The following is a 16,195-nucleotide window of genomic DNA, read 5'->3' as shown; positions in this document are numbered from 1 at the left end:
CCCGCCGCTGCTGCGATGACCGCGAACCACCCGAATCCCGTGTCCGGGAACATCCTGGTGTGCTCGGTGTCCATGCGAACCACCCCTGTTCCATTGTGCGCCTCGAACGTTGCGTCGCGGGTAGCCTCACGCGTGGAGGTGGGTCCGATGCGCGCGATGTCCCCGGTGGACCATGCCTGGTACCGCATGGACTCCCCGGAGAACCTCATGATGGTCCACGCGATCATGTGGACCGACGAACCGTTGGACTGGGATGCGGTGAGGTCGGATGTGGCCGAAGGGATGCTCGAGCGGTTCCCCAAGTTCCGCGAACACCCCGTTCCGGCGGGTCTGCCGCTGGGGCGGGCGGGCTGGGAGACCGACCCCGGCTTCGATCTCGACCGACATGTGATCTTCCATACGTTGCCGGCTCCGGGGGACCGCGGTGCGCTCGAGGACTACATCGGCGCGCAACTCCCACAGTCGTTGGACCCCGAACACCCGATGTGGCAGGTGCATTGCATCGACGGCTACGGCGAAGGGTCCGCAGTCCTCTTCCGCATGCACCACAGCATCGCCGACGGCATCACTCTGACGCGGGTGCTGCTGTCGTTGACGTCCTCACAGGACACTCACGCCGGGTTCGTCGCCCCGCCGGCAGGTTCCGGTCCGGTCGACATGGCGGTGGAGCTGTCCCGCACCGCGGTCAGGCAAGGGTGGCGCACCGTCCGTCATCCGTCGCGGGTCCTCGGCGCCACCCGCGCCGGCCTGCGAGGCGGCCGTCGCCTGCTGCATCTTGCGACGATCCCGCAGAAGCCACGCAGTGCGTTGGCAGGCGGAGTCGGACGGGCGAAGAACGTGCGCTGGACCGATCCGTGGCCGCTCGACGAGGTCAAGTCGATCGGCCGCGCCGCGGGAGTAACGGTCAACGACGTGCTGCTCGCGACACTGTCCGACGCGCTGGGTCGCTACCTGGTCGAGGAGGGCACCCCGCTGGACGCGGTGCGGGTCATGGTGCCCGTGAATCTGCGTCCCCTTGACCAACCACTGACCGCGGATCTCGGCAATGTGTTCGGGGAGTTCATCGTGTCGCTGCCGACCGGCGAGATGCCTGCGGACGTCCGCTTGAACCGTATGCACGCGATCGTGGAGGAACTCAAAGGCTCCCCGGAGGCAGTGGTCGCCTACCTGACGCTGGTGGCCATCGGTCTTCTCCCCGGCCCCGTGGAGGATCTGTCCACCCGGGTCTTCAGCGGCAAGGTGGTGGCAACGGTGAGCAACGTCCCCGGCCCACGCAGCACGGTCCACCTGGCCGGCACTCCGGTAGCGGGCATCATCGGCTGGGTGCCGGGGGCGTCCGACGTGGGGCTGGGGGTCTCGATGTTCTCCTACGCCGGGGGTGTTCGGGTGGGGATCCTGGCCGACGCGACACTCATCCCGGATCCCGACCGCTTGTGCACGCATCTGCAGGAAAGCCTCGTGGACCTCGCTGCGTCGGTTGCGAGGTAGACAAACACGACTGCGGCGCACCCCGGTCAGGAGTGCGCCGCAGTCGTGTGTCGGCTCAGGCCAGGTCGAAGCGGTCCAGCATCATGACCTTGTCCCACGCCGCCACGAAGTCCGCAACGAACTTCTCCTTGGCGTCGTCGCTGGCGTAGACCTCTGCCAGCGAGCGCAGGATGGAGTTCGATCCGAACACCAGGTCCACCCGGCTCGCGGTCCACTTGAGTTCGCCGGTCTCCCGGTCGCGGCCCTCGAAGATCTCGTCGGTGTCCGAGGTGGGCTGCCAGGTCGTCCCCATATCCAGCAGGTTGACGAAGTAGTCGTTCGTCAACGCGCCGACCTGTCCGGTGAGCACGCCGAGATCCGAGCCGTCGTGGTTCGTGCCGAGGACGCGCATGCCACCGAGCAGCACGGTCATCTCCGGCGCGGTCAGCGAAAGCAGGTTCGCCTTGTCGACCAGCAGGGTCTCCGCTGGAAGGGTGTTGCCCTTCGCGAGGTAGTTGCGGAAACCGTCGGCCTTGGGCTCGAGCACCGCGAACGACTCCACGTCGGTCATCTCCGCACTTGCGTCGGTGCGACCCGGGGTGAATGGGACGGTGATCTCCAAGCCCGCCGCCTTGGCGGCCTGCTCCACACCGGCGCAGCCGGCCAGGACGATCAGGTCGGCCATCGACACCTGCTTGGAGCCCGCGTTGAACTCCTGCGCGATGCCCTCCAGGGTCCCGAGCACCTTCGCCAACTCCGCCGGGTTGTTGACCTCCCAGTCGTTCTGCGGCGCAAGACGCACCCGGGCGCCGTTGGCGCCACCGCGCTTGTCCGAGGAACGGAAGGTCGATGCCGAGGCCCACGCGGTCGACACCAACTGCGACACGGTCAGGCCGGTGGCGAGCACCTTCTGCTTGAGGGCCGCGATGTCCGCGTCGTCGATCAACTCACCGGTCACGGGTGGGACCGGGTCCTGCCAGATCAGTTGCTCCGCGGGAACCTCAGGGCCGAGATAGCGGGAAACGGGACCCATGTCGCGGTGTGTGAGCTTGAACCACGCCTTCGCGAACGCTGTGGCGAACTCGTCGGGGTTCTCCAGGAACCGCCGGGAGATGGGCTCGTAAATCGGGTCCATCCGCAGCGCCAAGTCGGTGGTCAGCATCACCGGGGCGTGGGTCTTCGACGGGTCGTGCGGGTCCGGCACCGTGGTGCTGGCCGCCGGGTCGGTGGGGACCCACTGCCAGGCGCCGGCCGGGCTCTTGGTCAGGTCCCAGTCGTAGGCGAACAGCGTCTCGAAGTAGCTGTTGTCCCATGCGATCGGGGTCGGGGTCCACGCTCCCTCCAGGCCACTGGTGATCGTGTCGTCTCCGGATCCGGTGCCGTAGCTGTTCTGCCAGCCCAGACCCATCTCCTGCAGTGGCGCCGCCTCCGGCTCCGGGCCGATGTGGCCCTCGGGGACGGCGGCACCGTGCGTCTTGCCGAACGTGTGGCCGCCGGCGATCAGCGCGACGGTCTCTTCGTCGTTCATCGCCATTCTGGCGAACGTCTCCCGGATATCGCGGGCGGCCGCCAATGCGCTGGGCTCGCCGTTGGGGCCCTCAGGGTTGACGTAGATGAGGCCCATCTGGACCGCCGCCAATGGGTTCGCCAATTCGCGGTCACCGCTGTAGCGCTCGTCGCCCAGCCAGGTGTCCTCGTTGCCCCAGTTGACCTGGGTCGGCTCCCACACGTCCTCGCGTCCGCCGCCGAAGCCGAACGTCTCGAAGCCCATGGACTCCAGTGCCACGTTGCCCGCCAGGACCATGAGGTCTGCCCAGGAGAGCTTCTTGCCGTACTTCTTCTTCACCGGCCACAGCAGCCGGCGGGCCTTGTCGAGGTTGGTGTTGTCGGGCCAACTGTTCAGCGGCGCGAACCGCTGGTCACCGTTGCCTGCGCCACCGCGGCCGTCGCTGATGCGGTAGGTCCCCGCGCTGTGCCACGCCATACGGATGAACAGAGGGCCGTAGTGTCCGTAGTCCGCCGGCCACCAGTCCTGCGAGGTGGTCATGACCTCCAGGATGTCCTGCTTGACGGCGGCAAGATCGAGGGTTTTGAACTCGGCGGAGTAGTCGAAGGACTCGCCCATGGGATCCAGCATGGGGGAGTTCTGGGTGAGGACCGACAGGTCGAGGGATTCCGGCCACCAGTCCCGGTTGGAGACGGGGCGGTGGTGGACGACCGGGCACTGACCTGTGCTTGCAACATCTTCAGACAACGTGTTCCTCCTGTGGTTGGGTATGGCGGTCAAACGGGTTGTGTCGTGCAGGCGGGGCAGGTGCCCCAGTAGATGACTTCGGCTTCGTCGAGGGTGAATCCGTGGTCGTCGGCGGGGTGCAGGCAGGGCATCTCGCCCACAGCGCAGTCGATGTCGACGAGCCGCTCACAGGAGCGGCAGATGAGGTGGTGGTGGTTGTCCCCGACGCGGCCCTCGTAGCGGGCGGGGGAGCCGGCGGGTTGGATGCGCCGGATGATCCCCTTGTCGACGAGGACACCGAGCGCGTCGTACACGGACTGCCGGGAGATGGTGCCGAGTTCGCTGCGAACTGCCTCGGTCACACCGTCGGCGGTGATGTGCGGGGTGTCGCTGACGGCACGGAAGACCGCGAGCCGCTGTGCGGTGACCTGCAAGCCGCTGCCGCGCAGCACGCTCCCGAAGTCCTGACGCATGACGCGACCCTAACCCGAGATGTGGACATTGTCCAGAATTGGACATAGTCCACAATGATCAAGATTTCGCAGTAGATGCCGAAACACTGTCTATGGACACCCACTTCGGGCAGGCCATGCGGGGTGGCGTGCGTGTACCTGAACAGCGGGCGGCGGTGACGGACAGATTCGACCCTTTCCGCGACCAGAGTCTCCAACTGGTCATGAACCATGCCCCGGTGGCCATGAACCTGGCCAGTCCGGAGGGTGAGCTGCTGCGCGTGAACCCGGCGATGTGCGCGTTCCTGGGCCGCGATGAAGACACGCTGCTGCGCACGAAGTGGCAGGCTCTCACACACCCCCACGATCTCGGCGTGGACATGTCTCTGGTGTCCGACATCCTCGCCGGGGCGCGGGACTCCTACCGCCTCTCGAAGCGCTTCGTCCGGCCCGATGGGCACGTCGTATGGGGGGATCTCTCGGTGGCAGGTGTGCGCGATGACGACGGCCGGGTCATCTACTTGATCGCGCAGATCGTGGACATCACCGAACTGGTGCGCAATCGGGAGGAACTCGCGGACTCCCGCGAGCACTACCGCATGCTGGCCGAGTTCACCTCCGACGTGGTGCTGCAGGTGGACGGGTCAGGTGTGATCGAGTGGGCGTCCCCGTCCGTGGCGGCGACGTTCGGTTGGGACCGCGGCGAAGCGGTCGGGCACACCATCGGCGACTTCGTGTCGCAGGACGACCAGGCGGTAATCGGCGCGGCGCTCGATCGCAGCGCAGAGGAGGGTACGGACGCGACCGGGAAGTTCCGGGTGCGCCGGCGCGATGGGCAGTGGCTGTGGGTGCATGCCACCGCGAGTTCGGTGTGGGATTCCACGGGACGGCTCGTGCGCGTCGTGCGCCTTCGCGATGTGGATGCCGAGGTGCGGGCTCAGATAGAACTTCAGAACAGTGAGGAGCGGTTCCGGGCGGCGATGCGGGCGACACCGATCGGGATGGCGCTGATCACCCGTGGTGGCACGTTCCTGCAGGTCAACAGTGCGCTGTGCCGGATGTTGCGTCGCGACGAGGAGGCGTTGCTCGGCACCAGCATCACATCTTTGACTCATGAGGGCGATCGTTGCGTGGACCTGGAGATGTGGAATCTCCTGCACAGCGGCAGTGTCGAGTCGGTCACCAGGGACAAGCGCCTCGTGGACGCTGACGGGGCCACCGTCTGGGTGCAGAACGCCCTTGCCGCGGTCAAGGACGAGACGGGGCAGGACACAAGTTTCGTCGCGCAGTTCCTGGATGTCACGCAAACGCGCTCGGCTCAGGAGTCGCTGGCCGTGCTCGCCCACAAGGACTCCCTGACGAACCTGTGGAATCGTCGCGCTGTGCTCGAACAGATGCAGGAGGGCCTGGCCAGGAGCCCGCGGCGCGGCACATCCCGGGCGGTCCTGTACTGCGACCTCGACGACTTCAAGCCGATCAATGACCGCTATGGCCATGCCATGGGCGATGCGTTGCTGGTGGAGGTCGCTCGGCGCATCGAGTGCTGCGCGCCTGACGACGCCGTCGTGGGCAGGATCGGCGGAGACGAGTTCCTGGTCTTCCTGCAGTCCTGCTACTGGCGTGGAAGCCGCCACCGCGGTCGCGCAGTGCGTGCTCGACGCGGTCAAGCGGCCGATATCACATCGATGGTGTCCAGTTGTGCATCACCCTGAGCGCCGGAGTCGGCCTCGCGGCCCCGGGTGATGACGCTGACGCAGTCATCGCGAAGGCTGATCAGGCGCTGTATTCGGCGAAAGGCACTGGCCGCGACCGCGTCGTGGCGTGAGAACCGGGAGGGGTCATGTGTACGGATCTGCGCTTGACGAGACTTGAGCAGCTGCACGTGTCCGGCCGCACGCTGGACTTCGCCTACGAGGTCGAGTCGATGGTCGAGGTGGTGCCCCGCGACCAACAGTGGACGGCGACCGCATCGCCCGGTGTCGAACCGCACACGTGGAGCAACCACCTGGGGTTCGTGGCGCTCAACTTCTTCGGCCTCAAGGACTACTTCGCGGACGGCTTGAACGAGGCCGGATTGTCGGTGGCCACGCTGTGGCTGTCCGAGACCCGCCTGCCGGTGTCGCCACCTGAAGGTTCGGCCCCCGCGATGGACTTCATCAACCTGGCTGGCTGGCTTCTGGGGACGTGCTCAACGGTGGAGGACGTGAAGGCCGCCCTGGCGTCGGTTCGGATCTGGGATGCGCCAGTGGGGATGCTGTGGCCCGAAGGTCGCGCCATGCCGGAGGCTCTGAAGCCGTTGACCAACTGGTCGGCAACGGAGCATCTGAGCATTCATGACGCACACGGCAACGACCTCGTCGTCGAGTTCGTCGAGGACACCATGCACGTCTACGACAACCACGCGGGGGTCCTGACGAATTCCCCGGTCTTCCCCTGGCACATGACCAACCTGCGCAACTACATAGGTCTGACCAACGCGGAGGACAAGCCCTACAACCTGCTCGGTATGCAGGTCGTCCCCACCGGGAACGGATCGGGCCTGCTCGGTATGCCCGGGGACGTGACACCGCCCTCGCGCTTCGTGCGTGCCACTGTTTTGACCCAGACAGTGACCGAGGCCAAGGATCCGCGCGATGCGGTGAATCAGGTCTTCCACTGCTTGGACCTGGTGAGCGTGCCAAGGCATGTGGCCGCCTCGGGGGACTACACGCAGTGGTACGTGGCGCGGGATCACGACCAGAAGATCCTGTACGTGCGTACCTACGACGACTGGGGCACCGGTCGGCACGACCTCGCCGAATTGGGTGTCAGCGATCCAGGCCCGCGCCGGTCATTGCCGCTGGCCGCTCAGCCTGCCGGCGGGATCGCCGCCAGCACCAGCGATTGATACAGGTGCATGGCGTCGGGGATCTTGTCCGCGCCGCCCTGCAACTGTTGGAGTCCGACCAGGATCGCCAGGCCCACACTGGCCAGCAGTTCGGCCCGCTCGTCGTCGACACCGGAATGCCGCAGGAGGCTCACCAGATGCCGTCGCCGAACGTCATCGACGCGTTCCTGGGCTCGTCGGACCTGCTCGTTCGACATGCTCCATGCCCGGATCGCGGCCTCGGTCGCATGCTGATACATCGAGGCGAGATCCCGGGCGATCTCGATGCGTCGCAATTGCGATTCGGCGGTGGCTGCCGCCTTCATCTGCCGTTCCTGGTCGCCTTCCCAGTGCGCCAGAAGCACGGTCACGTAGTGGTCCCAGTTCGCGAAGTGGTGGTAGAACGATCCGGTTGACACGCCCACGTGGCGGCACAGTCTGTGGATCGTAAGACCCCTGTGTCCGGATTCGGCGAGGATCGCGAACCCGGAATCGACGAAGTCGCGCTGGGTTGCCCGGCGAGGGCGGGCGGCCGTCGCGGCGACGTGGGGCTGGGACATGTCCTGACCTTAAGTGCAGTCGACTCGTCAGGCCTCACTCGTGGTGCCCACGATGCCCCCGAGGACGGTGAGGGCCCGCTTGGCCGCATCCGCCTCCTCGCGGCGACACAGCCGCGTCAGGCGCTCCACATGCGAGGCGAGTTCGGAGATCTCGTGCTTCACGATGGCGATCTGCTGCGGCTCTGAGAGTTCGGCGCGGGCTGCCTCCGAGGCGCCGAGCCCGCCACGCGACCCGGCGATGGGGGATTCGACCTCGGTACCTGCCTCGACAGTCACGGCCTCTGCGTTGTCGATCGCGGCGATGGCAGATCTGAGGGGCGGTATGACTGCCGTGTCACGGCGGCGCATGGCGTCGGTCAGCGCGTGACGTAGGTCCTCTCGCACGGGCACGCGGCCAGTGTGACACCGCGCTGAGGCCGACGCTGCAGGGTTTTCGAGCCGCTGCCGTCTCGCCTAGTCGTCCGTGCCGTACTCGGCGTCCTGGGTGATCGCGTCACCGTCGCCGATGACCCGGTTGGGATTGGTGACCTGGCTGTCGCCCGGAGGCTCCGCGGCGGACTTGCGGTGATGGCTGTCGATGGGCGTGGGTCGCTCCTGCATGACCTCTCCTCAGTCGGATGTGGACCACCTACCCGTCGCAACGGTGTGCATCCACAGATCGGCCTCGGCCGCTGGTGAGGTCGCGCAACGGCCCGGATTCTGGGGGCATGAGCTTCAAGGACCTCCCCGCGAACTGGCCTGAACTACCACTTGACGACAGCCGATTGATCAGGGATGTGCTGGATCTGTTCGTGTCAATGAAAACGCGGTACGACGGTGCGCTGGTGGTACTCATGTGCGATGCGAACCGGCGGATCACACAGCCGATCCTGGTCGACGAAATCGAGCTGAATCCGCCGGCCGACACCGATGTGATGCTGAACAACCTCGTGGTGGCCATCCTCGGTGCGTGTGCCGAGTCGTGTGTTCTTGTGGCGCTGGCTCGCCCGGGTCCCCTGCGTGTGGGCGCCCGTGACGCGGCCTGGGCCCGATTCATCGAAGAGGCCTGCAGTGATCGTCTGCCGTTGCTGGGCGTCCACCTCGTCACGCCGAGGGGATCCCTTCCGTTGAGCGCAGCCCCCTCTGTGGCCTGATCGGTGCCCCTTGGCTCAAGTGGGGGGTCGGGAGTGACGAAGAACTTCGGTAACGGCCTGAACAATGAGGTGGTTGTCATGAATGAGGCATCGGCAAGGAGTGCCTTGATCGTGGTCGACGTCCAGAACGACTTCTGCGAGGGCGGTGCCCTGGGGGTTGACGGTGGCTGCACGGTGGCTGCGTGTGTCGCGCCGTTCGTGAAGGAGCACCGCGAGGACTACGCGCTGGTGATCGCCTCGCGCGACTGGCATCACCCGGACAGCGACAACGGCGGGCACTTCGCCAAGCCCGGTGAGGAGCCCGACTTCTCCACGACGTGGCCGGTGCACTGTGTGCAGCACACCCCGGGGGCCGACTACCACCCGGACCTGCATGACGTACTGGCGTACGTGGATGTCCACGTCGTCAAGGGGGACGGCCGGCCCGCTTACTCGGCGTTCGAGGGTGTGACACTACCGGGTGGACAGACGCTGCAGGCGGTCCTGACCGAACACGGGATCACAAATCTCCATGTGGTTGGTATCGCGACGGACTACTGCGTGTGTGCGACTGCCGAGGACGCCGAGTCGGCGGGGTTCACGACCACCGTCTTCGAGGATCTGTGCGCGGGCGTGGACCCCAAGACCACGCAGGCGGGCCTGCACGAGATGCACGACAACCATGTGCATCTGCGGACCGCACTGGGCTGACCGACCGTACCGCAGGAATCCCTAGAACTGGTCGAGCAGGTTGTAGGAGGTCGGATCGTCCGGCAGGACCCAGGCGAATCCCTCCAGGAAGATGATCGCGATCACGTTAGCCGCCACCAGGATGATGAAGATCCACACCACGATCGACGACAGTGTGAGAGCGCCCTTGCTCTCGGGGGCCTCGGGGAGGCCAACGGGGGCGAGGATGCTGAGCACGGCGACGAACAGGATCACGATGTAGAAGGTGATGAGAGCCCACGTGTAGAGGTGGTAGCCCATGACCGCCGAGCCGTAGCCAGGGTCGCCAGGCTTGATGTGCAGCAGGATCTGACGCACCGAGACCAGGGCACCGGCCGCGGCACCGAGGATGCCCAGACCCATGCCCTGCATGTAGCGGGCCGCGGTCAACTCGCCGCGGCGGGCCTGCATGATCACCCACAGGGCTCCGAGAGTGCTCAGGATCATCCCGTAGCGCTGCAACATGCACAGCGGACAGGGGAACTCGCCTTCGACGAACTGGATGGTGAACGCCCCCAGCAGGACGCCGACGTATGCCAGGACCCATGCGTGCAGTCCCCAGAAGATGAGTTTCGGAAAGGTCTTCGACATCAGAAGCTCAGATCCAGAGGCGAGGTCACGTGATACCGGAACAGACCGAGCATCAACACCAGCGCGACGATCCAACTCGTGAGAATCCACTTCCGTGCCGCCCCGCGGTAGATCAGAATCGCGGTGACGAGCAGCAAAACCATGATGATGATGTCCATCGCTCCTCCTCGTGCTGAAGCGTAGAGCGTGGCTGGTGCGGACGGTCGTTTCGCAGGTGACGCAGTGTTGAAGTAGGGCAAGCTCCCTGGGGCAGTACGCCGGAAATGTGTGCCCCATTGTGACTGTGTGTGATCGCGCTCAGCGTGTGCAGACGGCAGCTGTGACACGTACGGTCATCCCATGAGACAGCTGCGGCAGTGTCATTCACGCAGGTGTGTTTGGGGGCGCACCGCGAGGGCTGGTGCAGGTGGGTCACGATTGCCTGGAATGCGGCCAGTCTCTGGGGGTAGGTGCCCACAGAAGCAGTCCTGAAAGGGTGGCGTCATGGGAATCGTGTGCGCTGATCTGTTCACTACGCTCGATGGCGTCTACCAGGCGCCGGGGGCTCCCGACGAGGACCAGGAGGGTGGCTTTCCGTTCGGTGGATGGCAGGGCTTCTACCTGGACGCGGAGGCGGGGGAGGAGATCTCGTCCGGCATCGAACGCATGGATGCCCTGCTGTTGGGCCGCCACACCTACGACATCTTCGCGGGCTACTGGCCGCACCAGGCGGACGATCCGATCGCTGTGATCTTCAACGCACTGCCCAAGTTCGTCGTGTCACAGTCGATGACCAGCGCAGCGTGGGAGCGGACCGAGGTTCTGACCGAGGTCGAGCAGGTGCGACTGCTCAAGGACCGCTTCCGTGAGATGCATGTGATCGGCAGTGGTCGATTGGTCCACTCTCTGATCGGCGCCGATCTGCTCGATCGGCTGAACCTGATGGTGTACCCATTGACACTGGGGACCGGCAAGAGTCTGCTGCGGGACGGCCCAGCGGTTCCTGCGTCCTTCAAGTTGGCGCAGGCCCCCCGGGTGTTCCCGAAGGGGGCCGTGCAACTTGTCTACGACCGCGTCGGACAGCCGGTGACCGGCATCGACATCGGGCAGATGTAGGTCCCTCAGGACGAGCCCCCAAGGCCCTGCCTATCGCCGTGTCCGGCGATGTGACCCGACCGTCCCGGCATCTCCGCGGCGTCGGCGAGCAGCTGGCTTCGGTACTCGTCGAGCACCGGGCGGCGAGACTCCGCCACCGCCGGAATGAGGTCGCTCACCAGTGCGAGCAACCGCCGGTGCACCTGTATCTCACCCGACCCCGCGGTGAGGATCTCCACGAGCGCCAGGTCCACCAGTTCGGTCCACGTCGGACGCGACACCACGAGCCGGCCGGGATCGAGCTCGAAACTGATCGCGCCCATACGTTCGTCGGCAGCCACCCGCAGCACACCCTCGATCTCGTCCAGCGAGCGCACCGCGGTTGTCGGGTCGTTCACGGCTGGCGACAGCGCACGCAGGGCGACATCGACGAGCAGGCGTAACGCGTACAGGGGGTCGTATACCAGCGAGCGCTCGGAGTCCACGACGATGGCGGCACTGATCCGGCGGTCCAAGGGCTTCGGGGCACCTTTGACGCGGGCGATGGGTGTGCCGGGCGTCACTGCGTCCCCGACGCGGACCACCACATCGATCTCGCACTTGTGGCGTCTCACCAGCCGGATGAGTCTGGCCACGTCGACGGCCACCACCTGACCGTTCCGGCCGACGTAGGACACGATCTCGAAGTCGTCGTTGGTGTCATCGGGTAGGGCGTCGGACTTGCGCAAGGCCAGGGTCGCCTCCTCGCCGATCGGTGTGGCGGTCCCACCGCGAGGGATGTAGTGGGCGCTTCGCCGCAGGGCCCGCTGGGAGGACTCTCCGATGGAACTGAGTACCGCGTCCACGCGGATGCGCCGGCCAACGACATGCAGCAGCCCGATGAAGCCGATGAGGCTGACGAGCAGCAGAAGAGATGGCCAGCAGGACGCCGCCGGAGGGCACGAAGTCCTCCCGGTTGAGCGAGCCGGTGTCGATGAGTGTGAGGAACGAGAAGGTGATCGTGGCGAGGAACAGGGCGAGGATCCACTGGACCGCGCGGGCGCGCAGGAAGTAGGCCACCGACCGTGGGGAGTACGCACTGGAGCCGAACTGCAGGAGCAGCACCACGAAGGAGAAGACGAAGCCCGTGAACGTGATCATGCCGCCACCGATGGCGGCAAGGATCGTGATCGCGGCGCCGGAGGAGAACTCCTGCACGCCGCCCTCGGCGTACAGCGCTTCGTCAATGTTGCGAACAGCCTCGTTGAGCATGAGGGCAAGCACGATGCCCGTCAGAGGGATGACCCACGACGCGCGCTCCCACCACAGCCGGAACTTCGCCCGGCTCAGAATGCTCATGCGCCGATTCGATCAGATGCGGCCATGTCGTCGTCGCGGGGGTCAGACATCGGCGGTGAACATTCGCAGTCGATCGGCGAGAACGTGACGCTGTGCGGTCGTCAATTGAACGTACGACTTCACCACACTCTCCGGGTCATCCAGCACGGTCGGGTCTATGGCCATCGCGGTCTTCATCTCGTCGAGTGCCTGGTCGCGATATCCGAGACCCATCAGGGCCAGCGCCCGGAAGTAGGAACCCCACGCCTCGGTGGGGGTCTCGATGCGCGCGGCCTCAGCCAGTGCCAGTGCGTCGTCGCCGCTGAACAGGTTGTCCATCACCAACAGGACACGTGAGTATCCGGGCAGGTCCGGGTTCAGGCGCAGTGCCTCCCGCAATGCATCGATGCCGCCGCGCCAATCGCCGGCGTGAGCCATCAGCGTGCCGGCTGTGCCGAGGATGGACGGGTGGAACCCCGCGAGACTGGCCGCCTGCTGTGCGTGTTCTTGAGTGGATCCGGGTTGGTCGCTGAACAGGGCGACGGTCGCCAATGCCAGGTGTGCGGTGGCGGATGTGGCGTCCCCCGCCAATGCCTCGTCGGCTAGTGATACTGCCGTGGCCTTGTCGGCTTCGACGTCTTCGCTCAACTCGTACGCGGCGCGCAATGACAGGGCATGTGCCAGGGCGGCGAGGATGGTGGGTGAACGGTGGCCACCGTTCACCAATCGCGTCAAGCCGTCCGCGGCCGGGATCACAGCGGTGCGATCACCAGAGGTGAACATCGTGTAGTACGCCTGCATCGCGCGCCAGTCCGGTTCCTCCGAGGCTCCGGACTGCGCGAACCGGCTCAGGATGACTCCGTTGTAGTCGCCGATCCTTCCGGCGATGGACTGCGCCCAGTGCCCGACGTCGAAGGCTGCTGCATCTGCCGCGGGGTTCTCGCGGGCCGCCCACACTGTGGCATCCGAGGTCATGTCCAGGACAGTGATCTCCACTGCGGGCGCGTCCTCCACCATCGCGATGTGGAGTACGAACCGAACGTCGAGGCCGTCGGCCACAGAGGTGGGGTGATCGGTCGCGATGGGGCCGATCACGCGCAGTCCCGGGAACGCCTCGAGCTGGCGGGTCATCTCCTGTGACAACGCCTCGCTGAAACCCTCGGAATCGCCGGTGGCCGCGGTGACCACGACCGCCGTCTCCAGTTCGGGTCGGCGCGGCGAATGTACTGTGCTGAAGACTGGGATGTACGTGCCGGCGGGAAGGTGGATACGCACCGGGTCATGGGCGGTGGCGTTGTACGCCTCGAGTGCTTTGCGGACACGGGTGGCCCGGACCCGCACACTTGCGTCGAACCGGCCGTCGAAGTCATCCGGACGGTCCATGGCGCCGCGCCCCACTGTGCGTTCGGACAGCCGGTCGCCGCGCCCGGCCAGCGTTTCCGTCACGACGAATGCGAGGAAGTTGCGGCTCTGGGGTGCGCTGAGGAACGCGTCGCTGTTCAGCACGCGCTCCAATGCTGCGAGGACCTCATCGGAGGTCACGGCGTCTGTCATCGTCATCACCCTGCCACGCGGATCATTCGGGTGGAGACAGCCTATGGACCCGTCGTGGCTGTAACGGTTACACAGCCCGAGTCTGGGATTGCGGGTACTGCCGGACTGGCTAGCGTCGAAGAATAAGCCATGTGAAGGAGCAGAAGTGACAATCCGACCGAAGATCGAGGCAGCGCTGTCCGCCACAGGTGACCGCCTCAGGCCGGGGTCCGGAGCCGACGTCGTGCACCACGCGAAGAACGACCTGATGACCATCGACGGCACGTCCGAGGACCTCAATGGCCGGTACGCCTCCGAAGACGTGAGGATCGCGTCGCCGGGCATCTTTGAGGCGAAGCACCCCGACGGCGATCCCGTGACCATCAAGAAGAAGCATGAGGGCCTGCTCGTTGTCTTCTCAGACAGCTTCATCTTCGTCCGCGGGATGGGCTTCGGCGCGCGCGAGGTCAAAGCCGTCAACAAGAACGAGGTCACGGTGGAGAAGGTCACCATGCTGCTCGACGGTGCCCAAGTGCCGGGATTGCGCATCACGGCACGCATCGGGAAGCCGAAGTTCGCCGTCGCGATCGCGGAGGAGAAGACCGTGAGCAATCCCGCCGCGCAGGCGGAGGTGCGCGACGAGATCTACGAGATCCTGGCTGGGTAGTCGCGCAGGATCAGCGCCGCTTGCCTTTGTAGTAACTGGCCTGGACGGCGTACGGGGCAAAACCCGTCGTTGATGGCGCGGACACAGTGACCTTGACGCGCAACTTCTTGTACCCGAAGGTCCGGATCACCACCTTGCCGTTCTTGGCCCGGATCACCTTGTAGGTCTTCGTGCCCTTGGGTGAGCGCTTCGGAGTGGCCTTCACCTTTGCTGTGATCGCCTGCCCGGCATTGGTGGTCGCATTCGCGGGGAGGATGACAGTGCGTCCCTTGCGCTTGATACGGGAGGGCAGTGCGGCCGTCTGGGCCGACTGCTCGCGCAGTGCGTTCGTCGCTGGATCGTTCTCCGAGCCCGACGTGGGACCAGGGCCGGGCACGACGGGTGCCGGCGCAGTGATTCCGGAGCCCTGTACCGGGATGATCAGTGTTGGGCTGTTGGCGGCATCCGACACGATGGTCAGGTCCGCGGACTTTGTGCCCGTAGTCGCCGGGCTGAACGTGAGGTTGACCTCACAGGTGCCGCCGGCGGGGACCTTCGCCGCAGTACAGGTTTCCGACGCGATGGCGAACGATGCGGAATCGCCTCCTGCGAGGGATGTCTCGAACACCTCAAGTGCGGCACCTCCCGTGTTGCTCACGGTGACCGAGATGGGGGAGGACGTCGAGCCGACAAGTTGGTCGCCGAGGTCCACAGCAGGATCGGCAGCCACCAGTGGCACGGCGCCCGTCGCGTTGATCGGCACGATGTGCGGACTGCCCTCGGCGTCGGACACGACATCGACCTGAGCAGACTTCGTACCGGCGGAGGTCGGCGAGAAGGCGTACCAGACCTCGCACGTGTCTGCGGGTGCCAATGTGGCCCCCCCGCACGCGTCGTAAATGACCTGGAACTGTCCGGCGTCCGGCCCGGTCACATCACTCGAAGTGATCTTCAGCGGTACGTCGCCGGTGTTGGCCACGGTCAGGATCTGCTCGACCGAGTCGGTGCCGACGGGCTGGCCGCCGAAGTCGAGGGGGCTGGGAGTCGCGCTCAACTGCGGCAGGGCGCCGGTGCCGCTGAGCGGGATCGGCATGGTGCGCTCGTAGTAGACCGGGGATGGTGGCGCGTTCTGGCTCTTGACTTCCAGGGTGGCGGTCTTGGGTCCGGGGCTGCTCGGCGTGAACTGCACGGAGATGTTGCAGTAGGAGAACTCACCGAAGTTGTTGCTCGTGCAACTGTTCGCAGTGATCTTGAAGTCAGCGGCGTCGGGGCCGGTGAAGGAGTTCGTGGTGAAGTCGATGGGGAACCCGTAGTCGTTGCCGATCAGGAACGTGAACGACGTGGACGCGACGCCGACTTTCTGGATTCCGAAGTCGTGAGAAGCGGGAGTCGCTTTGGTGTACGGCGGTGGATCAACCGCCTGTCCGGGGCTGGTGGCTGCGATCCCCACCATCGCCATGGCGACGGCCGCGATCGAACTCACAAGAACGCGGATTCCTGTCATGACAGACCTCTCTCCACCTGAAAAGACGATCAAACAACGCCGGTGAGGGTGCAGTCAATCACGCGTTCGGTTGAGGACCGGGCGAACACGAACACCGTGTGGCTCCCGAGA

Annotated in this window: 19 protein-coding genes and 1 pseudogene; 8 read left to right on the top strand and 12 right to left on the bottom strand. The window is 65.7% G+C overall.

Going from position 1 to position 16,195, the window contains the following annotated elements:
- On the bottom strand, positions 1-227 hold a 227-nt coding region (locus V9E98_12730), incomplete at its 3' end, for a hypothetical protein (protein MEI2717830.1).
- On the opposite strand from V9E98_12730, the gene V9E98_12725 reads away from it, so the two are divergent.
- On the top strand, positions 208-1,488 hold the full coding sequence (locus V9E98_12725) for a wax ester/triacylglycerol synthase family O-acyltransferase (GenBank protein ID MEI2717829.1): 1,281 nt from the start codon (positions 208-210) through the stop codon (positions 1,486-1,488). The two genes, V9E98_12730 and V9E98_12725, sit on opposite strands and share 20 nt — an antisense overlap.
- Positions 1,489-1,543: 55 nt before the next feature.
- Here the strand turns inward: V9E98_12725 and katG are convergent, their stop codons facing one another.
- Both katG and V9E98_12715 read right to left on the bottom strand, forming a co-directional pair.
- A complete protein-coding gene (katG, locus tag V9E98_12720; GenBank protein ID MEI2717828.1) occupies positions 1,544-3,721 on the bottom strand; it encodes a catalase/peroxidase HPI in 2,178 nt (725 codons plus the stop codon).
- Between the two features lie 29 nt (positions 3,722-3,750).
- On the bottom strand, positions 3,751-4,173 hold the full coding sequence (locus V9E98_12715) for a Fur family transcriptional regulator (protein MEI2717827.1): 423 nt from the start codon (positions 4,171-4,173) through the stop codon (positions 3,751-3,753).
- 92 nt (positions 4,174-4,265) lie between these two features.
- Between V9E98_12715 and V9E98_12710 the strand changes: the two genes are divergently transcribed.
- From V9E98_12710 to V9E98_12700, 3 genes are read left to right on the top strand one after another with little or no spacing between them, the layout of a single operon-like run.
- Positions 4,266-5,864, top strand: coding sequence for a PAS domain S-box protein (locus tag V9E98_12710; protein ID MEI2717826.1), 1,599 nt, complete (start codon positions 4,266-4,268; stop codon positions 5,862-5,864).
- Positions 5,849-5,977: a diguanylate cyclase gene (locus V9E98_12705; protein ID MEI2717825.1), complete on the top strand. Its 129-nt coding sequence runs from the start codon at positions 5,849-5,851 to the stop codon at positions 5,975-5,977. The genes V9E98_12710 and V9E98_12705 overlap by 16 nt, the downstream gene beginning before the upstream one ends.
- Positions 5,978-5,992: 15 nt before the next feature.
- On the top strand, positions 5,993-7,039 hold the full coding sequence (locus V9E98_12700; protein ID MEI2717824.1) for a linear amide C-N hydrolase: 1,047 nt from the start codon (positions 5,993-5,995) through the stop codon (positions 7,037-7,039).
- On the opposite strand, the gene V9E98_12695 is transcribed toward V9E98_12700, so the two are convergent.
- The 3 genes from V9E98_12695 to V9E98_12685 form a co-directional block, all read right to left on the bottom strand.
- Entirely contained in the window at positions 7,000-7,578 is a 579-nt protein-coding gene (locus tag V9E98_12695) for a TetR/AcrR family transcriptional regulator (protein MEI2717823.1), read from the bottom strand. The genes V9E98_12700 and V9E98_12695 overlap by 40 nt on opposite strands.
- A gap of 27 nt (positions 7,579-7,605) precedes the next feature.
- Positions 7,606-7,968 carry a hypothetical protein gene (locus tag V9E98_12690; GenBank protein ID MEI2717822.1) on the bottom strand — a complete coding sequence of 121 codons (363 nt, stop codon included), beginning with the start codon at positions 7,966-7,968 and terminating at the stop codon, positions 7,606-7,608.
- Between the two features lie 63 nt (positions 7,969-8,031).
- Complete coding sequence (locus V9E98_12685; GenBank protein MEI2717821.1) at positions 8,032-8,178, bottom strand: hypothetical protein; 147 nt, start codon at positions 8,176-8,178, stop codon at positions 8,032-8,034.
- A 107-nt stretch (positions 8,179-8,285) separates the two neighbouring features.
- Here V9E98_12685 and V9E98_12680 point away from each other — a divergent pair, with 107 nt between their 5' ends.
- On the top strand, positions 8,286-8,711 hold the full coding sequence (locus V9E98_12680; GenBank protein MEI2717820.1) for a hypothetical protein: 426 nt from the start codon (positions 8,286-8,288) through the stop codon (positions 8,709-8,711).
- Positions 8,712-8,789: 78 nt separating this feature from the next.
- Positions 8,790-9,401, top strand: coding sequence for an isochorismatase family protein (locus V9E98_12675; protein ID MEI2717819.1), 612 nt, complete (start codon positions 8,790-8,792; stop codon positions 9,399-9,401).
- A 21-nt stretch (positions 9,402-9,422) separates the two neighbouring features.
- Here the strand turns inward: V9E98_12675 and V9E98_12670 are convergent, their stop codons facing one another.
- Both V9E98_12670 and V9E98_12665 read right to left on the bottom strand, forming a co-directional pair.
- Complete coding sequence (locus tag V9E98_12670) at positions 9,423-10,010, bottom strand: disulfide bond formation protein B (GenBank protein ID MEI2717818.1); 588 nt, start codon at positions 10,008-10,010, stop codon at positions 9,423-9,425.
- Positions 10,010-10,168, bottom strand: coding sequence for a DUF5993 family protein (locus V9E98_12665; protein MEI2717817.1), 159 nt, complete (start codon positions 10,166-10,168; stop codon positions 10,010-10,012). The genes V9E98_12670 and V9E98_12665 overlap by 1 nt, the downstream gene beginning before the upstream one ends.
- Before the next feature lie 325 nt (positions 10,169-10,493).
- Between V9E98_12665 and V9E98_12660 the strand changes: the two genes are divergently transcribed.
- A complete protein-coding gene (locus V9E98_12660; GenBank protein MEI2717816.1) occupies positions 10,494-11,105 on the top strand; it encodes a dihydrofolate reductase family protein in 612 nt (203 codons plus the stop codon).
- A 5-nt stretch (positions 11,106-11,110) separates the two neighbouring features.
- Here the strand turns inward: V9E98_12660 and V9E98_12655 are convergent, their stop codons facing one another.
- From V9E98_12655 to V9E98_12645, 3 genes and pseudogenes are all read right to left on the bottom strand, one after another.
- Positions 11,111-11,956, bottom strand: coding sequence for a DUF2254 family protein (locus tag V9E98_12655; protein MEI2717815.1), 846 nt, complete (start codon positions 11,954-11,956; stop codon positions 11,111-11,113).
- 76 nt (positions 11,957-12,032) lie between these two features.
- Positions 12,033-12,422 (bottom strand): annotated as a pseudogene (locus tag V9E98_12650) (DUF2254 family protein).
- Between the two features lie 42 nt (positions 12,423-12,464).
- Entirely contained in the window at positions 12,465-13,955 is a 1,491-nt protein-coding gene (locus V9E98_12645; GenBank protein ID MEI2717814.1) for a tetratricopeptide repeat protein, read from the bottom strand.
- A 145-nt stretch (positions 13,956-14,100) separates the two neighbouring features.
- Here V9E98_12645 and V9E98_12640 point away from each other — a divergent pair, with 145 nt between their 5' ends.
- Positions 14,101-14,601, top strand: coding sequence for a hypothetical protein (locus tag V9E98_12640; GenBank protein MEI2717813.1), 501 nt, complete (start codon positions 14,101-14,103; stop codon positions 14,599-14,601).
- Positions 14,602-14,611: 10 nt separating this feature from the next.
- On the opposite strand, the gene V9E98_12635 is transcribed toward V9E98_12640, so the two are convergent.
- Positions 14,612-16,084, bottom strand: coding sequence for a choice-of-anchor D domain-containing protein (locus tag V9E98_12635; GenBank protein ID MEI2717812.1), 1,473 nt, complete (start codon positions 16,082-16,084; stop codon positions 14,612-14,614).
- Between the last annotated feature and the right edge of the window lie 111 nt (positions 16,085-16,195).

The sequence above is a fragment of the Candidatus Nanopelagicales bacterium genome, assembly GCA_037045355.1.
In the GTDB taxonomy this organism is placed as follows: Bacteria; Actinomycetota; Actinomycetes; order S36-B12.
This window is presented reverse-complemented; position numbering and strand designations above follow the sequence as displayed.